16 protein-coding genes are annotated in these 17,128 nt (G+C 73.4%); 6 read left to right on the top strand and 10 right to left on the bottom strand.

The genetic code is table 11. From position 1 onward, the window contains the following. A partial coding sequence (locus tag ACFXPX_RS26650; protein WP_380643647.1) for a DEAD/DEAH box helicase occupies positions 1 to 1,975 on the bottom strand: 1,975 nt, incomplete at its 3' end. A gap of 291 nt (positions 1,976 to 2,266) precedes the next feature. Between ACFXPX_RS26650 and ACFXPX_RS26645 the strand changes: the two genes are divergently transcribed. Both ACFXPX_RS26645 and ACFXPX_RS26640 read left to right on the top strand, forming a co-directional pair. Then, complete coding sequence (locus ACFXPX_RS26645; protein ID WP_375890856.1) at positions 2,267 to 2,641, top strand: hypothetical protein; 375 nt, start codon at positions 2,267 to 2,269, stop codon at positions 2,639 to 2,641. Between the two features lie 29 nt (positions 2,642 to 2,670). Further along, positions 2,671 to 3,060: an ArsR/SmtB family transcription factor gene (locus ACFXPX_RS26640; RefSeq protein WP_375890855.1), complete on the top strand. Its 390-nt coding sequence runs from the start codon at positions 2,671 to 2,673 to the stop codon at positions 3,058 to 3,060. 23 nt (positions 3,061 to 3,083) lie between these two features. Here ACFXPX_RS26640 and ACFXPX_RS26635 read toward each other — a convergent pair whose 3' ends face one another. Then, complete coding sequence (locus ACFXPX_RS26635) at positions 3,084 to 4,256, bottom strand: aminotransferase class V-fold PLP-dependent enzyme (protein WP_380643642.1); 1,173 nt, start codon at positions 4,254 to 4,256, stop codon at positions 3,084 to 3,086. A 160-nt stretch (positions 4,257 to 4,416) separates the two neighbouring features. On the opposite strand from ACFXPX_RS26635, the gene ACFXPX_RS26630 reads away from it, so the two are divergent. Continuing rightward, positions 4,417 to 4,794, top strand: a complete 378-nt coding sequence (locus ACFXPX_RS26630) for a DUF2568 domain-containing protein (RefSeq protein WP_375890851.1) — start codon at positions 4,417 to 4,419, stop codon at positions 4,792 to 4,794. A gap of 182 nt (positions 4,795 to 4,976) precedes the next feature. Continuing rightward, positions 4,977 to 5,450 carry a redox-sensitive transcriptional activator SoxR gene (gene soxR, locus ACFXPX_RS26625; protein WP_375890850.1) on the top strand — a complete coding sequence of 158 codons (474 nt, stop codon included), beginning with the start codon at positions 4,977 to 4,979 and terminating at the stop codon, positions 5,448 to 5,450. Between the two features lie 93 nt (positions 5,451 to 5,543). On the opposite strand, the gene ACFXPX_RS26620 is transcribed toward soxR, so the two are convergent. Genes ACFXPX_RS26620 through ACFXPX_RS26600 form a run of 5 tightly spaced genes read right to left on the bottom strand, consistent with a single transcriptional unit; the run spans position 5,544 to position 11,268 of the window. Then, a complete protein-coding gene (locus ACFXPX_RS26620; protein WP_380643640.1) occupies positions 5,544 to 6,524 on the bottom strand; it encodes an ABC transporter ATP-binding protein in 981 nt (326 codons plus the stop codon). Then, on the bottom strand, positions 6,524 to 7,531 hold the full coding sequence (locus ACFXPX_RS26615; protein WP_380643638.1) for an ABC transporter ATP-binding protein: 1,008 nt from the start codon (positions 7,529 to 7,531) through the stop codon (positions 6,524 to 6,526). The genes ACFXPX_RS26620 and ACFXPX_RS26615 overlap by 1 nt, the downstream gene beginning before the upstream one ends. Beyond that, positions 7,531 to 8,517: an ABC transporter permease gene (locus tag ACFXPX_RS26610; RefSeq protein ID WP_380643635.1), complete on the bottom strand. Its 987-nt coding sequence runs from the start codon at positions 8,515 to 8,517 to the stop codon at positions 7,531 to 7,533. Before ACFXPX_RS26610 ends, ACFXPX_RS26615 begins: the two co-directional genes overlap by 1 nt. 31 nt (positions 8,518 to 8,548) lie before the next feature. Further along, on the bottom strand, positions 8,549 to 9,511 hold the full coding sequence (locus ACFXPX_RS26605) for an ABC transporter permease (protein WP_375890842.1): 963 nt from the start codon (positions 9,509 to 9,511) through the stop codon (positions 8,549 to 8,551). An 8-nt stretch (positions 9,512 to 9,519) separates the two neighbouring features. Continuing rightward, positions 9,520 to 11,268, bottom strand: a complete 1,749-nt coding sequence (locus tag ACFXPX_RS26600) for an ABC transporter substrate-binding protein (RefSeq protein WP_380524715.1) — start codon at positions 11,266 to 11,268, stop codon at positions 9,520 to 9,522. A 175-nt stretch (positions 11,269 to 11,443) separates the two neighbouring features. Here ACFXPX_RS26600 and ACFXPX_RS26595 point away from each other — a divergent pair, with 175 nt between their 5' ends. Then, entirely contained in the window at positions 11,444 to 12,892 is a 1,449-nt protein-coding gene (locus ACFXPX_RS26595; RefSeq protein WP_380524714.1) for an aminopeptidase P family protein, read from the top strand. On the opposite strand, the gene ACFXPX_RS26590 is transcribed toward ACFXPX_RS26595, so the two are convergent. From ACFXPX_RS26590 to ACFXPX_RS26580, 3 genes are read right to left on the bottom strand one after another with little or no spacing between them, the layout of a single operon-like run. After that, complete coding sequence (locus ACFXPX_RS26590) at positions 12,885 to 13,919, bottom strand: nitronate monooxygenase (protein WP_380591431.1); 1,035 nt, start codon at positions 13,917 to 13,919, stop codon at positions 12,885 to 12,887. The two genes, ACFXPX_RS26595 and ACFXPX_RS26590, sit on opposite strands and share 8 nt — an antisense overlap. Before the next feature lie 59 nt (positions 13,920 to 13,978). After that, complete coding sequence (locus ACFXPX_RS26585; RefSeq protein WP_375890835.1) at positions 13,979 to 14,605, bottom strand: response regulator; 627 nt, start codon at positions 14,603 to 14,605, stop codon at positions 13,979 to 13,981. Further along, positions 14,602 to 15,813 carry a sensor histidine kinase gene (locus tag ACFXPX_RS26580; protein ID WP_380524713.1) on the bottom strand — a complete coding sequence of 404 codons (1,212 nt, stop codon included), beginning with the start codon at positions 15,811 to 15,813 and terminating at the stop codon, positions 14,602 to 14,604. Before ACFXPX_RS26580 ends, ACFXPX_RS26585 begins: the two co-directional genes overlap by 4 nt. Positions 15,814 to 16,033: 220 nt before the next feature. Between ACFXPX_RS26580 and ACFXPX_RS26575 the strand changes: the two genes are divergently transcribed. Then, complete coding sequence (locus ACFXPX_RS26575) at positions 16,034 to 17,110, top strand: ABC transporter permease (RefSeq protein ID WP_380643633.1); 1,077 nt, start codon at positions 16,034 to 16,036, stop codon at positions 17,108 to 17,110. Positions 17,111 to 17,128 lie beyond the last annotated feature (18 nt).

Raw genomic sequence — 17,128 nt, 5'->3', positions numbered from 1 at the left:
CGACGGCGACCACCGGGTGCGGGAAGTCGATCATCGCGAGCCGCTTGACCTGCCGCTCCGCGGTGAGCACCACCGGGCGCGGGCCGTCCTGGAAGTCGGGGTGGCGCGGGCCGCCCCGGCCGGAGCGGCTGACCGGCGGCAGGCCCGGGTCGAGGACCAGGGCGAGGCCGGCGAACTTGCCGGTGGGGACGTGGATGACGTCGCCCGGCTTGAGCTGCTCGATGGACTCGACGGCGGCGGCGCGGCGCTGGCTGCTGCCCTCGCGGGCCAGCTCGTTCTCGCGGTCCTTGAGCCGGCGGCGCAGCTCCATGTACGCGTCGAAGTCGCCGAGGTGGCAGGTCATCGACTCGCGGTAGCCGTCCAGCCCCTCCTCGTTGCGCTGCACCTGGCGGGCGATGCCGACGACCGAGCGGTCCGCCTGGAACTGGGCGAAGGAGGTCTCCAGCAGTTCGCGGGAGCGGTGCCGGCCGAACTGGGAGACCAGGTTGACGGCCATGTTGTAGGAGGGCCGGAACGAGGACTTGAGCGGGTAGGTGCGGGTGCCGGCCAGGCCGGCCAGCGCCTCCGGGTCGAGGCCGCGCTGCCAGAGCACCACGGCGTGGCCCTCGACGTCGATGCCGCGCCGCCCGGCCCGGCCGGTGAGCTGGGTGTACTCGCCGGGGGTGATGTCGGCGTGAGTCTCGCCGTTCCACTTGACCAGCTTCTCCATGACCACCGAGCGGGCGGGCATGTTGATGCCGAGCGCCAGGGTCTCGGTCGCGAAGACGGCCTTGACCAGGCCCTTCACGAAGAGCTCCTCGACCACTTCCTTGAACCGGGGCAGCATCCCGGCGTGGTGGGCGGCGATGCCGCGCTCCAGTCCGTCCAGCCACTCGAAGTAGCCGAGGACGTGCAGGTCCTCGTCGGGGATGTCGGCGCAGCGCTCCTCGACGATGGCCCGGACCACGGCGCGGTCGGATTCCTTGTTGAGCCGCAGGCCGGAGCTGAGGCACTGCTGGACGGCGGCCTCGCAGCCGGCCCGGCTGAAGATGAAGGTGATCGCGGGCAGCAGGCCCTCGGCGTCGAGCCGGTCGATGACGTCGACCCGGCCCGGCGTCCAGACCTTGCCGGGGCGGCCGTTGGGCATGGAGCGGCCCCGGCCGCGGCCGAACCGGTCACGCGGGTTGCGGTCGAGCTCGGAGCGGGCGAGCCGGACCAGCTCGGGGTTGACGGCCTTGCCGGGGTTCTTGAGGCTGTGCTTGGGGCGGCCGTCCCGGTCGGGGTCGGCGAACAGGTCGTACATCCGGTTGCCGGCCATCACGTGCTGCCACAGCGGGACGGGGCGGGTCTCGGAGACGATCACCTTGGTGCCGCCGCGGACGGTGTCCAGCCAGTCGCCGAACTCCTCGGCGTTGGAGACGGTCGCGGAGAGCGAGACGAGGGTGACCGACTCGGGGAGGTGGATGATGACCTCCTCCCAGACGGCGCCGCGGAGGCGGTCGGCGAGGTAGTGCACCTCGTCCATCACGACGTAGCCGAGGCCGTCGAGGGTGCTGGAGCCCGCGTAGAGCATGTTGCGGAGCACCTCGGTGGTCATGACCACCACGGGGGCGTCGCCGTTGACGGAGTTGTCACCGGTGAGCAGGCCGACCTTGGCGGCGCCGTAGCGCTTGACCAGGTCCCCGTACTTCTGGTTGGAGAGCGCCTTGATCGGCGTGGTGTAGAAGCACTTGCGGCCGCCCTGGAGGGCCAGGTGCACGGCGAACTCGCCGACGATGGTCTTCCCGGAGCCGGTGGGGGCGGCGACCAGGACGCCGGAGCCGGCCTCCAGGGTCTCGCAGGCCTCCAGCTGGAAGTCGTCCAGCGGGAAGTCGTACAGCTGCTGGAAGCCGTACAGGGCGGTGGCCTGCTCCTTCGCCCGGCGACGGCTGGCCGCGTACGCCTCGGCGGGGCTGAGCTCCTGGTCTTCCTGGGGCTCTGGATCGGGGGTGTTCATCGCCGTCCGGGTGTGGTTGGTGTGATCTCGCATCTCAGCGAGAGGTTACCCGGGAGGAGTGACATCGATAGCACCGTTTTCCGAGGCACCGTTTTCAGAGCCGGGAGATCACTCCTCTCTCAGATCCATAGTTGCAAATGTCTTCAAGTGATCAGAGTCCGGCAAGATCCGAGCGACTCCGGTCATTCGCGGTGGAGTCCGGGATTCGCTCCCTACCTTCGTGAGCCAGGGCCGCGAGCGACGCGATCACCGCGCCGTCCCCGGCCACCGACTCACGGGAGGACCGCCACGATGGCGAACCTGGAGACGTCCCTCAAGGACTCCATGTCGATCGACGGCGCGATCGGCGTCGCCCTGGTCGACTACGGCAGCGGCATGGCCCTCGGCACCCTCGGGGACGGCGGCGAACTGGACCTCAACGTCGCCGCGGCCGGCAACACCGACGTGGTCCGCGCCAAGATGCGGGCGATGGAGGCGCTCAACCTGCTCGACAACGAGATCGAGGACATCCTGATCACGCTGACGCACCAGTACCACATGGTCCGGCCGATCACGACGCCCAGCGGGCGCGGGCTGTTCCTCTTCCTGGTGCTCCACCGCAACCGTTCCAACCTGGCGATGGCCCGCCACCGGCTCAAGCAGATCGAGCTCTCGCTGGAGATCTGAGCCCGCCGACACCAGGGAAGGGGGGCCTCGTGACGATCGGAGTACCTCCCGGCCGACGGCCGGGGGAGCTGTACCAGGCCAAGGCCGAGTTCTTCCGGATGCTCGGCCATCCCGTCCGGATCCGGGTGCTGGAGCTGCTGCAGGCCGGACCGACACCCGTCCGCGGACTGCTCGCCGAACTGGAGGTGGAGCCCTCCAGCCTGTCCCAGCAGCTCGCGGTGCTGCGCCGGTCCGGCATCGTCACCGCCACCCGGGACGGCAGCACCGTGGTCTACGCGCTGGCCGGCGGCGACGTCGCCGACCTGCTGCGAGCAGCCCGGCGGATCCTCACCGGGCTGCTCGCCGACCGCGACCTGCTGCTCGCGGAACTGCGGGCGGCGGGCGACCAGGGCCCGGCCGGCCCCGCGCCCACTCCTTGAACAGGGGCCGGTCGGCCGCGTGCCTACTCCTTGAACAGTTCCACCAGCGCGTCCGCGAGCCGCTCGTAGTCCGCCGCCCGGTTGTACAGCTGGGCGCTGACCCGCAGCACCGCGCCGTCGGGACCGGGCCGGACGGCGACCCGGATCCGGTGCCGCCGCCACAGCTCGCCCAGCAGCGCCTGGTACTGCGCCTCGGTGTCGCCGCACCCCGCCGGCAGCCGTACGGCGCGCATCCACACCCCGGGCGTCGCGGGCAGCGCCCGCAGACCCGCCCGCTCGACCAGCACCCGCTGGCCGTACGCGGCGAGCGCGGCGTTGTGGGCGGCGACCGCCCCGACGCCCAGTTCGCGCAGCAGCTCGAAGCCGGCCGGGGCGGCCAGCCACGGGGTGTAGTCGCAGGTGCCGCGCCACTCGACGTTGGCCGGGAAGCCGCGGTGGTGCTCCCAGGACAGCGCGAGCGGGCGCACCCGGGCGGTCCACTCCGGGCGGACGGACAGCACCCCGGTGGCGCGCGGCGCGAAGGCCCACTTGTGCAGGTTGCCGAACCAGAAGTCGGCGTTCGGGTCGACCGGCCCGGGCAGCATCCCGGGGGCGTGGGCGCCGTCCACCACGGTGGTCACCCCGCGTCCGCGCAGTTCGGCGACCAGGGCCGGGGAGGCCACCGCACGGGCGGTCAGCGAGGTGATCCGGTCCAGGACGGCGACGGTGGTGCGGTCGTCCACGGCGGCGAGCACCGCGGCCCGGACGGCGGCCTCGTCCGGGGCGTCCAGCGGCACCTCGGCGACCACCAGCTCGGCCCCGGTCTCGGCGGCCCTGCGGGCGACGGCCTGGGTGACGGCGCCGTAGCCGTGGTCGGTGACCAGGATCCGGTCACCGGGGGCGAACGGGATGCTGTCCAGGGCGATCGCGGCCGCCTCGGTGACGTTGGCGACCAGGGCCAGCCGCTCCGGGTCGGTGGCCAGGTCGGCGGCGATCCGCGCCCGGGCACCGGCGATCCGGGCCGGCAGGTCGGCGAAGAAGCCGTCCGGGTCCAGCTCGTGCTCGGCCCGCAGCTCCTGCTGCACCCGCTGCACCGGGACCGGCACGGCCCCGAAGGAGCCGTGGTTGAGGTGCGCGGCCTGCGGCGAGACGCTGAACAGGCCCTCGGCGGCGGGCAGCGGGACCGGGGGCTCGGCGGTGCTCAGGTCGTCGACCACGGCGGTACTCCCTCTGGTGATGTGTGACATTGCATGCGTCAGGCTACGGCCCGGCCCCTGTTCCGTACACGTCTTCGGGGCGATCCATTGAGTTCCCGCCGGACCGACTGGGAAACTCCGCCTGACCGCGGAGACCGCGACGGAACGGGGAGAGCACAGGATGAGGATCGAAAGACCGGGACCGGTCGGGCAGCGGCAGTGGACCCCGCTGACCATGGCCAACGCGGGGCTCGCCTTCGGGCTGGAGCTCGCCCTGCTGGCATCGCTCTGCTACTGGGGGTTCAGGACCGGCTCCGGCCTGGGCACCCGGCTGCTGCTGGGCCTCGGCGCACCGGCCCTGGCGGCCGCGTTCTGGGGGCTGTTCCTGGCCGCGGGCGGGCCGAGGTTCCGCCAGCCGCTCGGCGTGGAGATCGTGCTCAAGCTGCTGGCCCTGCTCACCGGGGCGCTCGCGCTGCACGCCGGCGGGCGGACCACCCTGGCGGTGGTCTACGCGGTACTGGTGGTCGTCAGCGTGACCGTGGAGTACACCGTACGCTGACCCCGCAGAAGGGTTCGCGCCGTCCTCCGAAGGCACCGGCCGGCGGCGACTGCGCAGGGTAACTCCGCTGTCCGACAACGATCGTGGCGCCCCGGGAACGGAGTGTTCGGTCACGTCCGATAAGCTGGGACTTCAAGAGAGCTTGAAGTCGAGCGGCAGCGACGAGTCAAGGAGCGGTGACCATGACCGGGACGGCACCCGTCGACCTGCTCAGCGTGGGCGAGGTGGCCCGCCGGGCCGGGATCGCCACCTCCGCCGTGCGCTTCTACGAGGAGCAGGGGCTGATCTCCTCCGAGCGCTCGGCCGGCAACCAGCGCCGCTACCGGCGGCACGTCCTGCGCCGGATCTCGCTGATCCTGGTCGCCAAGCGGCTCGGCATCCCGCTCGCCGAGGTCGCCGAGGTGTTCACCGGGCTGCCCGAGGACCGGATGCCGGGCAAGCACGACTGGGAGCGGATCTCCCTCCGCTGGGCCGAGCAACTGCGCGCCCGCCGAACCGAGTTGGAGCGGCTGGAGGACGAACTGACCGGCTGCATCGGCTGCGGCTGCGTCTCGCTGCGCCGCTGCCGGGTGCTCAACCCCGGTGACGAGCTCGCCACCGAGGGGCCCGGGCCCCGGCTGCTGCTGCCCTCCGAGGAACAGCAGGGGGAACAGTAGGGGGACCAGCGGGGGGAGCAGTGGCGGGTTGGTACCCGGTCGGACGCGGCCCTCGTGAGGTTCCCCGCCACGCCCGACCGGGGGCTTTTCCGGTTACGGCTGCTCCGGGAAGTGGCAGGCCGCCTGGCGCCCGCCGACCCCCACCACCTCCAGCAGCGGCCGTTCCGTCCGGCAGCGCGCCTGCGCCTTGGGGCAGCGCGGGTGGAAGCCGCACCCGGTGGGCGGGTCGGCCGGGCTCGGCGGGTCGCCGAGCAGCACGATCCGTTCCCGGGCCCGCTCCGCCGCCGGGTCCGGCAGCGGGACGGCGGACAGCAGCGCCCGGGTGTACGGGTGCGCCGGACGGCCGTACACCTCGGCCTTGTCGCCGATCTCCACGATCCGGCCCAGGTACATCACCGCGACCCGGTCGCAGACCCGCTTGACCACCGAGAGGTCGTGCGCGATGAACACGTACGCCAGGCCCAGCTCCCGCTGCAACTGCTCCATCAGGTTGACCACTTGGGCCTGGACGGAGACGTCCAGCGCGGAGACCGGCTCGTCCGCGACCACCAGCTTCGGCGAGGTGGCCAGCGAGCGGGCGATGCCGATCCGCTGCGCCTGGCCGCCGGAGAACTCGTGCGGGTAGCGGTCGAGGTGCTCGGGGATCAGCCCGACCAGCTCCATCAGCTCGGCCGCCCGGCCGCGCGCCGCCGCGGCACCCGCGCCCTGGACCAGCAGCGGCTCGGAGATGATCCGGGCCACCGTCTGCCGGGGGTTGAGCGAGGAGTACGGGTCCTGGAAGACCATCTGCAGGTGCCGCCGGTGCGGCCGCAGCCGGGCCTGGGACAGCCCGCCGATCTCGGTGCCGTCGAAGGTGACGGTGCCCGAGGTGGGGTCGAGCAGCCGGACGATCATCCGGCCGGTGGTGGACTTGCCGCAGCCGGACTCGCCGACCAGGCCCAGGGTCTCGCCCGCGGCGAGGTCGAAGCTCACCCCGTCCACGGCCCGGACCGGCGCACCGGCCCGGCCGGTGCGGCTGCGCCGTCCGGCGAAGGTCTTCACCAAGTCCCGCACGGACAACAGCGGTTCGGCCATCAGAGGGCCCCTTCCGGCACCAGTGGCAGATGGCAGGCGGCCCGGTGGCCGGCCCCGGGCGGGCCGGACGGGTCGAGCGGCGGGCGCTCGGCCAGGCAGCGGGCGTGCTCCTCCGCGGTCGCCGCGGTGGTGCGGGCGCAGCGCGGGGCGAAGGAGCAGCCGGGGGCGGGGGTGAGCAGCGAGGGCGGGCTGCCGGGGATGGCCCGCAGCGGGGCGTCGTCGGAGTCGTCCAGGCGCGGCAGCGAGTCCAGCAGCCCGCGGGTGTACGGGTGTGCGGGTGCGGCGAACAGCCGTTCCGCCGGGGCCTGTTCGGCCGCCCGGCCGCCGTACATGACCAGCACTTCGTGGGCGACCCGGGCGACCACGCCCAGGTCGTGGGTGATCATCACGACGCCGAGCCCGCGGTCCTGTTGGATCCGGGCGATCAGGTCGAGGATCTGCGCCTGGACGGTGACGTCCAGCGCGGTGGTGGGCTCGTCGGCGATCAGCAGGTCCGGTTCGCAGGCGAGTGCCATGGCGATCATGACGCGTTGGCGCATGCCGCCGGAGAACTGGTGCGGGTACTCGTCGACCCGGCGGGCCGGTTCCGGAATGCCGACCTCGGCGAGCATCTCGACGGCCCGGGCCCGGCCGGCCTTGCGGCCCGCCCGGAAGTGCACCCGGTAGTGCTCGGCGATCTGCTCGCCGACGGTGTAGAAGGGGTGCAGGCTGGACAGCGGGTCCTGGAAGACCATGGCGATCCGCCGGCCCCGGACGGCGCCCAGCTCCCGCTCCCCCAGACCGGTCAACTCCCGTCCGTCGAGCCGGATCGAGCCGGAGACGGCGGCGCCGCGGTGCAGGCCCATCAGGGCCAGCGAGGTGACGGACTTGCCGCTGCCGGACTCGCCGACCAGGCCGAGGGTGCGCCCGGCCTCGACGGTGAAGGAGATGCCGTCCACGGCCCGGACGGTGCCGCGCGGGGTGTCGAAGGCGACCTTGAGGTCCTCGACCTCCAACAGGCTGGCCATCAGTACCTCACTCTCGGGTCGACGTACGCGTAGAGCAGGTCGACCAGCAGGTTCGCGACGACGATGAAGAAGGCCGCGAGCAGGGTGACGCCGAGGATCACGGGCTGATCGGAGCGGGCCAGGCCGTCGTAGAACAGCCGGCCGACGCCGGGCAGACCGAAGATCGACTCGGTGATGACGGCCCCGGCCAGCAGCCCGCCGAGGTCCATCCCGAAGATGGTCAGGATCGGTGTCGTCGCGGAGCGCAGCCCGTGCTTGACGGTCACCGTGCGCGTCGGCATCCCCTTCGCCCGGGCGGTGCGGATGTACGGCTCGGCCATCGCCTCGATCATCGAGGTGCGGCTCTGCCGGGCGTACATGGCCGCGTACAGCAGGGCCAGGGCGGTCCAGGGCAGCAGCAGGTTGGTGGCCCAGTCGAGCGGGCCGTCGGTGAACGCGTGGTACGAGGGGTAGGGCAGCAGCCCGGCCGTGCGGACCACGCCCCAGATCAGCATGATCGAGGTGAAGTAGACCGGCAGCGAGGCCGCCCCGACCGAGAGCACCATCAGGGCCCGGTCGGTGAAGCCGCCCTTGCGCAGCGCCGAGGTGACGCCCGCGCCGAGGCCGAGCAGCAGCCAGAGCACGGCCGCGCCGAGGGCGAGCGAGACGGAGACCGGCAGGCGGTCGGCGAGCAGGTCCCGGACCGGCAGCCCGTACTCGTAGGAGTAGCCGAGGCAGGGGAAGCCGCAGTGCACGGCACTCGGGCCGGTGCCGTAGTCGCGGCCGGCGAAGATGCCGGTCAGGTAGGTGGCGAACTGCTCCCAGACCGGTTTGTCCAGGCCCATCGCCGCCTTGACGTCGGCGAGCCGTTCGGGGCTGCAGGTCTTGCCGCAGGCGGCCGCGGCCGGGTCGTTGGGCAGCAGGTAGAAGATGGTGAAGGTGATGGCGCAGATGGCGAGCAGGATGCCGGCCACGCCGAGCAGGCGGCGGCCGAGGTAGAGGATCACGACCGGCCTCCGCGGGGGTCGGGGTGGCGGTTCACGAGCGGGCTCCCCGGGGGTCGAGGATGTCGCGCAGCGCGTCCCCGAGCAGGGTGAAGGCGAGCACGGCGAGGAACAGGAAGGCGGTCGGGATGAGGAAGTAGGTGGGGTCGGTCTCGTAGTGGGCGATGCTCTCGGCGATCATCTGCCCCCAGGAGGGGGTGGGCGGGCGGACGCCCACGCCGAGGTAGCTGAGCGCGGCCTCGGTGGCGATCATGCCGGGGATCAGCAGCGTGGTGTACGCGATGACCGGGCCGGAGACGTTCGGCAGGATCTCCCGGGTGAGGATCCGCCAGGAGCGGGCGCCGCCGACCCGGGCGGCCTCGACGTACTCGCGGTGCTTGAGCGAGAGGGTCTGGCCGCGCACCACCCGGGCGATGCCGGGCCAGGTGAACAGGCCGATCACCAGGGTGATCAGCAGGATCCGGTTGACGTCCTTGGCCACCGACATCATCGCGATCATGAAGATCAGCGAGGGGAAGGACATCGTGAGGTCCATCAGCCGGGACAGCACGGCGTCGGTCCGGCCGCCGAAGTAGCCCGCCGAGACGCCGGCCAGGGTGCCGGTGACCACGACCACCGCGGTCGCGGTGAACGCGATCAGCAGCGACACCTGGCCGCCGTGCAGCACCCGGGCGAACAGGTCGCGCCCGGTGATCGGCTCCACGCCCAGCCAGTGCCGGGTGCTGATGCCGCCGAAGTCACCCCTGGGCATGCCGCCCAGGTAGGCGTCCACGGCACGTTTGTCGAACTCCTCGGGGGACCAGCCGCCGAGCGCGCTCAGCGGGCCGGCCAGGGCGGCCGCCAGGACCAGCACGCCGACCGTGACCAGGCCGAACCGGGCCGAACCGCGGGCCCACAGCTGGTCCAGGACGAGCCGCCACGGCCCGCGCCCGGCCGCCACGGCGGGGCCCGCCGGCGCGCCCGCCGGCGCCGAGGGGGCTTCGGTGGTGGTGCTCATCGCGCCGCTCACTTGCCCTTGGCCGGGTCCTTGAGACCGACCACGGCCAGGTCGATCATCCCGGCGTAGCCCGAACTGCCGAACGCCCCGGCCACGTTGGTGCCGACCATGAGCGGGCGGCGCTGCCACATCAGCGGGACGGCCGGGGCCTTGCGCAGCAGGTCCTCGTCCAGCTGCTGCCAGGCCTTGTTGGCCTCGTTGACGTCCGGCATGGCCGCGATCGCGTCCATCCGGTCCATCGTGGCCTGGTCCCGGAACTGGCTGTAGTTGCCCTGGTTGCCCTTGTCCTTGATGGTGCGTCCGTCGAACAGGAACGGCAGGAAGGTCGCGGCGGAGGGGTAGTCCGGGCACCAGCCGTTGATGGTCAGCTCGGGAGCGTTCTTCGTGTCGCCGAGGGTGTCGGTGAAGGCGGACGGGTCCACGGTGTTGACGGTGACCTGGACGCCGGCCCTGGCCAGCGACTGCTGGATCGCCTCGGCCCGGGTCTTGTCGTTCTGCGAGACGGTCAGCCCGACCTTGAGGTCGGTCTTCCCGGCCGCCTTGAGCAGGGCCTTGGCCTTCTCCGGGTCACCGGCCGCCGGGATCTTCAACGGGTCGGCCGTGGCCCCGCCGGTGAGCGAGGGCGGCAGGAAGGAGGTCGCCACGTCGGCCATCGCCGGGCCGCCGAACGCGGTCACCTGGGCCTCCCGGTCGACGGCCCACATCATCGCCTCGCGCACCTTCGGGTCGTCGAAGGGCGCCTTGGCGGTGTTCAGGTACAGCATGTCCGTGCAGCCGGTCCGCTCGGCCGCCATCCGGGACTTGACGTCCGCCTTGGGCAGCACCTTGGCGACCGACTCGTGCTGCATCCAGGGCATGTTGAGGGCGTTGGCGTCGGCGCCCTCGCTGGCGATGATCCGGTCGTCCGCCTGGCCGCCCTTGATGCCCTCGGTGACCACGATCCGGTCCGGGTAGGCCTTGCGGACGGTGTCGGTGGCCTGGTCCCAGTGGGTGTTGCGGACCAGCACCAGCTGCTTGCCCCGGTCGTAGGTCTCGATCTTGTACGGGCCGGAGGAGAACGGCCGGGAGTCGTACTGGGTGCCCTTCTCCTGGGACTGCGGCACCGGGGCGAAGGTCGGCAGGGTGACGGTGTCCGAGAACTCGGCGACCGGGCGCTTGAGGTGGAAGACGATCGTCCGCTCGTCCGGGGTCTCGATGCTCGCCAGGTGCTCGCCGGTGAGCGGGCCCTTGTAGTTCTCGCCGCCGGCCAGGTACTGGATCGCGTAGTCCGGTCCGCCGGTGAGGTCCGGGGAGAAGGAGCGCTCGACGTTGTACTTGATGTCGGCGGACCTGATCGGGCTGCCGTCCTCGTACGTGAGGCCTTCCTTGAGGGTGAAGGTCCAGGTCTTGCCGCCGTCCGCGGACTTGCCCAGGTCGGTGGCGAGGTCCGGGACGATCTCGCTGCCGGCGGCCCCCGGCTCGGCCTTGAAGGTGGTCAGGGTGCGGTAGAGCAGCCGGGTGCCGAAGTCCATGTGCGGGACGGTCCAGTTGCGGGCCGGGTCGAGGTGGGCGAAGTCCTGGTTGGTCAGGACGGTGAGGGTGCCGCCCTTGGCCGGGGTGCCGCCGATGACCGAACCGCTCTCCGCGCCCGGGCCCTTGGTGCTGCTGGGGGCCGCGTCGTCGCCGGTGTCGCTCTTGTCGTTCTTGCAGGCCCCGAGGCCGAGGGTGAGGGTCGCCGCGAGGGCGGCGGCGAGGAGGGCATGGCTGCGCCTGGTCATGTGGCAACTCCGCTGTGGGGGGGCCTGCATCGGTCAGCGGGGCCGGCTCTGGCCGCGCCGCTGTGTGACCCGTAACATAGTAATGTGAAATTGCACTGCACAAGAGGTGGCGCCCGCCGTTACCCAGCTGTGTCCCACCAGCCCCAGCTCCCCACCCCCGCCTAGGAGTTCACCGGTGACCCAACCCCAGCCCCGGCTCGCCACCGGCAGCCACGACCTCCCGGTCTCCCCCGCCCTCGACGCCTTCATGGGCACCGCCTGGGCCGCCACCCCGCTCCCCGCCGACCAACGCGTCCCCGGCTACCCCGAGTTCGCCCGCCGCCGGGCCCGGCTCTCCGCCGCCTTCCCCGGCGAACGGCTGATCGTCCCCGCCGGACGCCTCAAGGTCCGCTGCAACGACCTCGACCACCGCTTCCGCCCGCACAGCGCCTACGCCTGGCTCACCGGCCTCACCGGCGAGGACCAGGCCGACCACGTCCTCGTCCTCGAACCGGCCGGCCCCGAGGGCCACGAACCCGTCCTCCACGTACGGCCCCGATCCCCGCGCAGCGGCGGCGAGTTCTACCGCGACCGGCGCTACGGCGAGTTCTGGGTCGGCCGCCGCCCCGACCTCGACGAGACCGCCCGGCTCACCGGACTGCGCACCGAACACCTCGACGACCTCGACACGTTGCTCGCCGGACCGCAGCCCCCCACCCGGGTGCTGGCCGGCACCGACGCCCTCGTCGACCGGGCCACCGGGCGCGGCTCCTTCCCCCAGGACGACGAACTCGCCGCCGTGCTCTCCGAGTTGCGCCTGGTCAAGGACACCTGGGAGGTCCAGCAGCTGCAACTCGCCGTCGACCACACCGTCAGCGGCTTCGAGGACGTCGTCCGCGCCCTCCCCGCCGCCCTGCGCCACCACCGCGGCGAACGCTGGATCGAGGGCGTCTTCGACCTGCGCGCCCGCGCCGAGGGCAACGGCCCCAGCTACACCACCATCGCCGCCTCCGGCGCCCACGCCTGCGTCCTGCACTGGATCCGCAACGACGGCGCCCTCGACCCGGACGCCCTGCTGCTGCTCGACGCCGGCGTCGAGACCGACACCCTCTACGCCGCCGACATCACCCGCACCCTCCCGCTCAGCGGCACCTTCACCCCGGTCCAGCGCCAGGCCTACGAACTCGTCCTCGCCGCCCAGAGCGCCGGCATCGCCGCCCTGCGCCCGGGCGCCCGCTTCCGCGACTTCCACCGCGCCGCCATGCGGGTCATCGCCGAAGGCCTCGCCGACTGGGGGGTCCTGCGCGTCCCCGCCGAGCAGGCCCTCGCCGACGACAACGGCCTGTACCGCCGCTACACCCTCTGCGGCAGCGGCCACATGCTCGGCCTCGACTACCACGACTGCGCCAAGGCCCGCGCCGACCACTACGTCGACGGCACCCTGGAAGCCGGCATGGTCCTCACCGTCGAACCCGGCCTCTACCTCCAGCCCGACGACGAAACCCTCCCCCTCGAACTCCGCGGCCTCGGCATCCGCATCGAGGACGACCTCGTCATCACCGAGGACGGCGCCCACCTGATGTCCGGCGCCCTCCCCCGCACCGTCCCGGCCATCGAGTCCTGGATGTCCACCCTGCTCAGCTGAGCCGGGCCCCCCGCGCGCTCCGCCAGAGGTCCGCCACGAGCTGCTCCGCCGGGCCGGTGGCGGCCAGGCGGTGGGCGGTGCCGGCCCAGAGGTGCATGGCGGCGGTGTCGGCGCGGCGGGTGGCGGCGGTGCGCAGGGGGGCCGTGAGGTGGTGCACCTCGGGGTAGGCGGGCGGGGCGTACGGGCCGTGGCGGTCGATGAAGGCGTTGCGCAGGCCGCGGGCGGGGCGGCCGGTGAAGGCGCGGGTGACCACGGTCTCCGGGAGCTCGGTGAGCGCGGCCCGGTGGGCCGCCGAGGCGCCGGACTCGTCGGAGCGCAGCAGCGCCGTCCCCAGCTGCACCGCCGCCGCACCGGCCCGCAGCGCCGCCGCGACCGCCGGGCCGTCGCCCAGCCCGCCCGCGGCGATCAGCGGCAGCGGCGTCACCGCCCGTACGGCGGGCAGCAGTTCCAGCAGCGGCAGTTCCCCGGGCCGGTCCGTCACCCGGTGGGTGGCGCGGTGTCCGCCGGCCTCCGGGCCCTGGACGCACAGGGCGTCCATGCCGACCGCCTGCGCGGCCCGCGCCTCCTCCGGGCCGGTGACGGTGCCGACCTGCAGCGTGCCCACCGCGCGCAGCGCCGCCGCCTCCTCGGCCGTGGGCAGCCCGAAGGTGTACGAGACGACCGGTACCGGGTCGGCCACCAGCGCGGCCAGCTTGGCCTCCCAGTCGTCCCGGTCCGGCCCGATCTCCTCCGGCAGCGCGACGCCCCAGTGCTCGGCCTCGGGCCGCAGCCGCTCCCGGTAGGCGGCGACGGCCGCCGCGTCCCCGGGCGGGGCCGGCACGAACAGGTTCACCCCGTACGGCCGGTCGCTCGCCTTCCGCACCTCGGCGATCTGCTCGGCCATCGCGGCGGCCGACTTGTAGCCCGCGGCGAGGAACCCCAGCCCGCCGGCCCGGTTCACCGCGGCCACCAGCTCGGGGGTGGAGGTCCCGCCCGCCATCGGGGCGCCGATCACCGGCACGGCGAGGTCATCGAGACGGACGGTCATCGGAGCGGCTCCTCAGGCGGCTGCGGGCACGGATCGCCCCCACCCTACGCCCGGCCGGCTCAGCGGATCAGCCCCCGCCCGCGCGCCTCCCGCACCGCCGCGGTGCGCGAGTCCACGCCCAACTTCGTGTAGATGTGCACCAGATGGGACTTCACGGTGGCCTGGCTCAGGTGCAGCCGCTGGCTGACCTGCTGGTTCGTCAGCCCGTCCGCGACCAGCCCGAGCACCTCGGTCTCCCGCGCGCTGAGCGCCGCGGCCGGCGTCCGCATCCGTTCCAGCAGCCGGTCCGCCACGCTGGGCGCCAGCGCGCTGCGGCCCGCCGCCGCGGCCCGGACCGCCTGGGCGAGTTCCTCCGGCGGCGCGTCCTTCAACAGGTAGCCGGTGGCGCCGGCCTCCAGGGCCGGCAGGGTGTCGGCGTCGCTGTCGTAGGTGGTGACCACCAGGACCTTCGGCGCGCCCGCCCGGGCGGTGATCGCGGCGGTGGCCTGGGCCCCGTTCATCGCCGAGCCGGGCCCGAACTGGAGGTCCATCAGCACCACGTCCACGCCCGGTCCGGCCGCCAGCTCGACGGCCCGCTCGGCGGTGGCGGCCTCGGCGACGATGGCGAAGTCCGGTTCGCTCTCCAGCACCGCCCGCAGCCCGGCCCGCACCACCGGGTGGTCGTCGGCGATCAGCAGCCGGATCACGGCCCGGCCTCCGGCGCCGGGGCGACGGGCAGTTGCACGGCCAGCGCCGTCCCCTCCCCGGGCGCCGACTCCACGGTGAAGCTGCCGCCGAGCGCCCGGGCCCGGGCCCGCATGGAGGGCAGGCCGAAGCCGCCTTCCCCGTCGGTGCGGCCGGCCACCGCCGCCGGGTCGAACCCGGCCCCGTCGTCGAACACGTCCAACGCCACCTCGCCCTCCATGTAGCTGAGTGTCACCTCGGCCCGCGAGGCCTTCGCGTGCCGCACGGTGTTGCCGAGCGCCGACTGCGCGATCCGCAGCAGCGCCACCTCCTGCGCGGCGGGCAGCCGCACCTGCTCCCCGGAGACGTGCAGGTGGACGGGCAGACCGCTGTGCGCCGTGGTGGTCGCGCACAGCCGCTCCAGCGCGACGGACAGCGGATCGCCGTCCAGCGCGGGCGGGGTGAGCGCGCGGACGAAGCGCCGGGCCTCGTCCAGGTTGTCCTGGGCGGCCTGCCGCGCCTGCTCGACGTACCCGGCGGCGGCCTCGGTGCGCTCGGGCAGCGCCCGCTGGGCCGCCCGCAGCAGCAGCTGGATGGAGCTGAGGCTCTGCGCGAGGGTGTCGTGGATCTCCCGGGCCAGCCGCTCGCGCTCGGCGAGCACGCCGGCCGCGTGGTGGGCGGCGGCGAGGTCGGCGCGGGCGGCGGTCAGTTCGTCGATCAGCCGGCGGCGTTCCTCGCTCTCCCGGTACAGCGCCTGGTAGCCGAGCACGGTGGCGGTGGCGACGGCCGCGCCGAGCAGCGGCCCGATGGAGGCGGCCAGGTTGAAGGCGTGCTGGTGGAAGGACCATCCGGCGATCGCCGCCGCGGCCGTCAGGCCGACCGCGACCAGCCCGCTGCGCCGGCCGAGCAGGTGCAGTTCCAGGAAGTACAGCGGGAACGCCAGCCACACCCCGTCCTGGGTGGCGACCAGCACGCCCGCCCAGGTGACGCCGAGCAGGGCCAGCCAGAGCGCCGCGCCCCGACGGGACCGGTGCACGGCGGCCAGCCTCGGTCCGACGGCGTACACGGCGGCCATCGCGGAGGCCGCGGCGCCCACGGCGGCCGGGTCCCCGCCCCGGGCGGCGAAGGCGGCCCGGGCAACGGCGAGCGCCAGCAGGCCCGCCACCAGCAGGTGCAGGCAGAGCCGGAGGACGAGGGCGACGGGAGTGGTTCTGGATCGTTCGGTCGCCATCCCTCCAGCCTAAGTTCCGGCCCGGTGCCCGGCATCAATCAAAAGGTTGAACTCCGCTTCTGCCCTTTGATGCCCAGGATGCAATCCCCGGCGCGATGCCCGCGGGCCCCCTGCTCGGCGACCGTGGGGGCATCGCTCGTTCCGTCCACCGCACCGTCCACCCCACCGTTCCATCCGCCCCACCGCACCGTCCACCGCTCCGCCCGCAGAAAGGCCCACCGTGTTCGTCGCCTGGAGGGATCTGGGGTTCGCCAAGGGGCGGTTCGCCCTGATGGGAACCGTCATCGTGCTGATCACCGTCCTGGTCGGCATGCTGTCCGGGCTGACCGCCGGACTCGGCCGGCAGAACATCTCCGCGATCAGCGGGCTGCCCGCCGACCACCTGGTCTTCGGCAAGCCCGCCGACGGCCAGGAACTCAACTTCACCGACTCCCAGGTCACCCCCGACCAGTGGCAGGCCTGGGCGCGCGAGCCCGGCGTCACCTCCGCCCAGCCGCTCGGCATCACCACCACCAAGGCCGCCGCCGGACAGCGCACCGCCGCGCTCTCCGCCTTCGGCGTCCCCGACGGCTCCGACCTGGCCCCGCAGGGCGGCCTGATCGCCCCGGGCAGGGCGGTGCTCTCCCGGACCGCCGCCGAGAAGCTGGGCGGCCTCACCCCCGGCGCCGGCTTCACCCTCGCCGGGCACCCGCTGCAGGTGGCCGCCGTCGACGGCGACGCCGCCTACAGCCACACCCCGGTGATCTGGACCAGCCTCGCCGACTGGCAGCAGTTCGCCCCCGGCGGCGCCGGCCACGCCACCGTCATCGCCCTCCACACCGCCGCGGGCGCCGACCTGACCGCCGCCGACGCCCACCACGGCACCGTGACCCGCACCCGGGACGACGCCCTCGCCGCGATCGGCTCGTACACCTCCGAGAACGGCTCCCTCCAGCTGATGCGCGGCTTCCTGTTCGCCATCTCCGCCCTGGTCATCGGCGCCTTCTTCACCGTCTGGACGATCCAGCGCAGCGGCGACATCGCCGTGCTCAAGGCGCTCGGCGCCTCCACCCGCTACCTGCTGCGCGACGCCCTCGGCCAGGCGGTACTGCTGCTGGTGCTCGGTACGGCCGTCGGCACCGCGATCGCCCTCGGCGCCGGCTCGCTGATCGGCTCCGCCGTGCCGTTCGTCCTGGACGCCCCGACCCTGCTGCTGCCCGCCGTCGTCATGATCGCCCTCGGCGCGATCGGCGCGGCCCTGTCCATCCGGCGGATCACCTCCGTCGACCCGCTGACCGCCCTGGGGAGCGCCCGTTGAACGAGCGAAGCGAAGTGA

Origin of the sequence: Kitasatospora sp. NPDC059146 (assembly GCF_042786665.1) — a bacterium.
Taxonomy (GTDB): Bacteria; Actinomycetota; Actinomycetes; order Streptomycetales; family Streptomycetaceae; genus Kitasatospora.
Note: the sequence above shows the minus strand (reverse complement) of the source record. Positions and strands in the feature narration are given on the sequence as shown.

What these genes read in the sequence shown, in the direction of transcription:
- soxR (WP_375890850.1), top strand. Translation starts at nt 4,977, where the DNA reads ATGACCGGGACGGCACCCGTCGACCTGCTCAGCGTGGGCGAGGTGGCC.
- ACFXPX_RS26615 (WP_380643638.1), bottom strand. Translation starts at nt 7,531, where the DNA reads ATGGCCAGCCTGTTGGAGGTCGAGGACCTCAAGGTCGCCTTCGACACC.
- ACFXPX_RS26600 (WP_380524715.1), bottom strand. Translation starts at nt 11,268, where the DNA reads ATGACCAGGCGCAGCCATGCCCTCCTCGCCGCCGCCCTCGCGGCGACC.
- ACFXPX_RS26605 (WP_375890842.1), bottom strand. Translation starts at nt 9,511, where the DNA reads ATGAGCACCACCACCGAAGCCCCCTCGGCGCCGGCGGGCGCGCCGGCG.
- ACFXPX_RS26620 (WP_380643640.1), bottom strand. Translation starts at nt 6,524, where the DNA reads ATGGCCGAACCGCTGTTGTCCGTGCGGGACTTGGTGAAGACCTTCGCC.
- ACFXPX_RS26630 (WP_375890851.1), top strand. Translation starts at nt 4,417, where the DNA reads ATGAGGATCGAAAGACCGGGACCGGTCGGGCAGCGGCAGTGGACCCCG.
- ACFXPX_RS26590 (WP_380591431.1), bottom strand. Translation starts at nt 13,919, where the DNA reads ATGACCGTCCGTCTCGATGACCTCGCCGTGCCGGTGATCGGCGCCCCG.
- ACFXPX_RS26645 (WP_375890856.1), top strand. Translation starts at nt 2,267, where the DNA reads ATGGCGAACCTGGAGACGTCCCTCAAGGACTCCATGTCGATCGACGGC.
- ACFXPX_RS26580 (WP_380524713.1), bottom strand. Translation starts at nt 15,813, where the DNA reads ATGGCGACCGAACGATCCAGAACCACTCCCGTCGCCCTCGTCCTCCGG.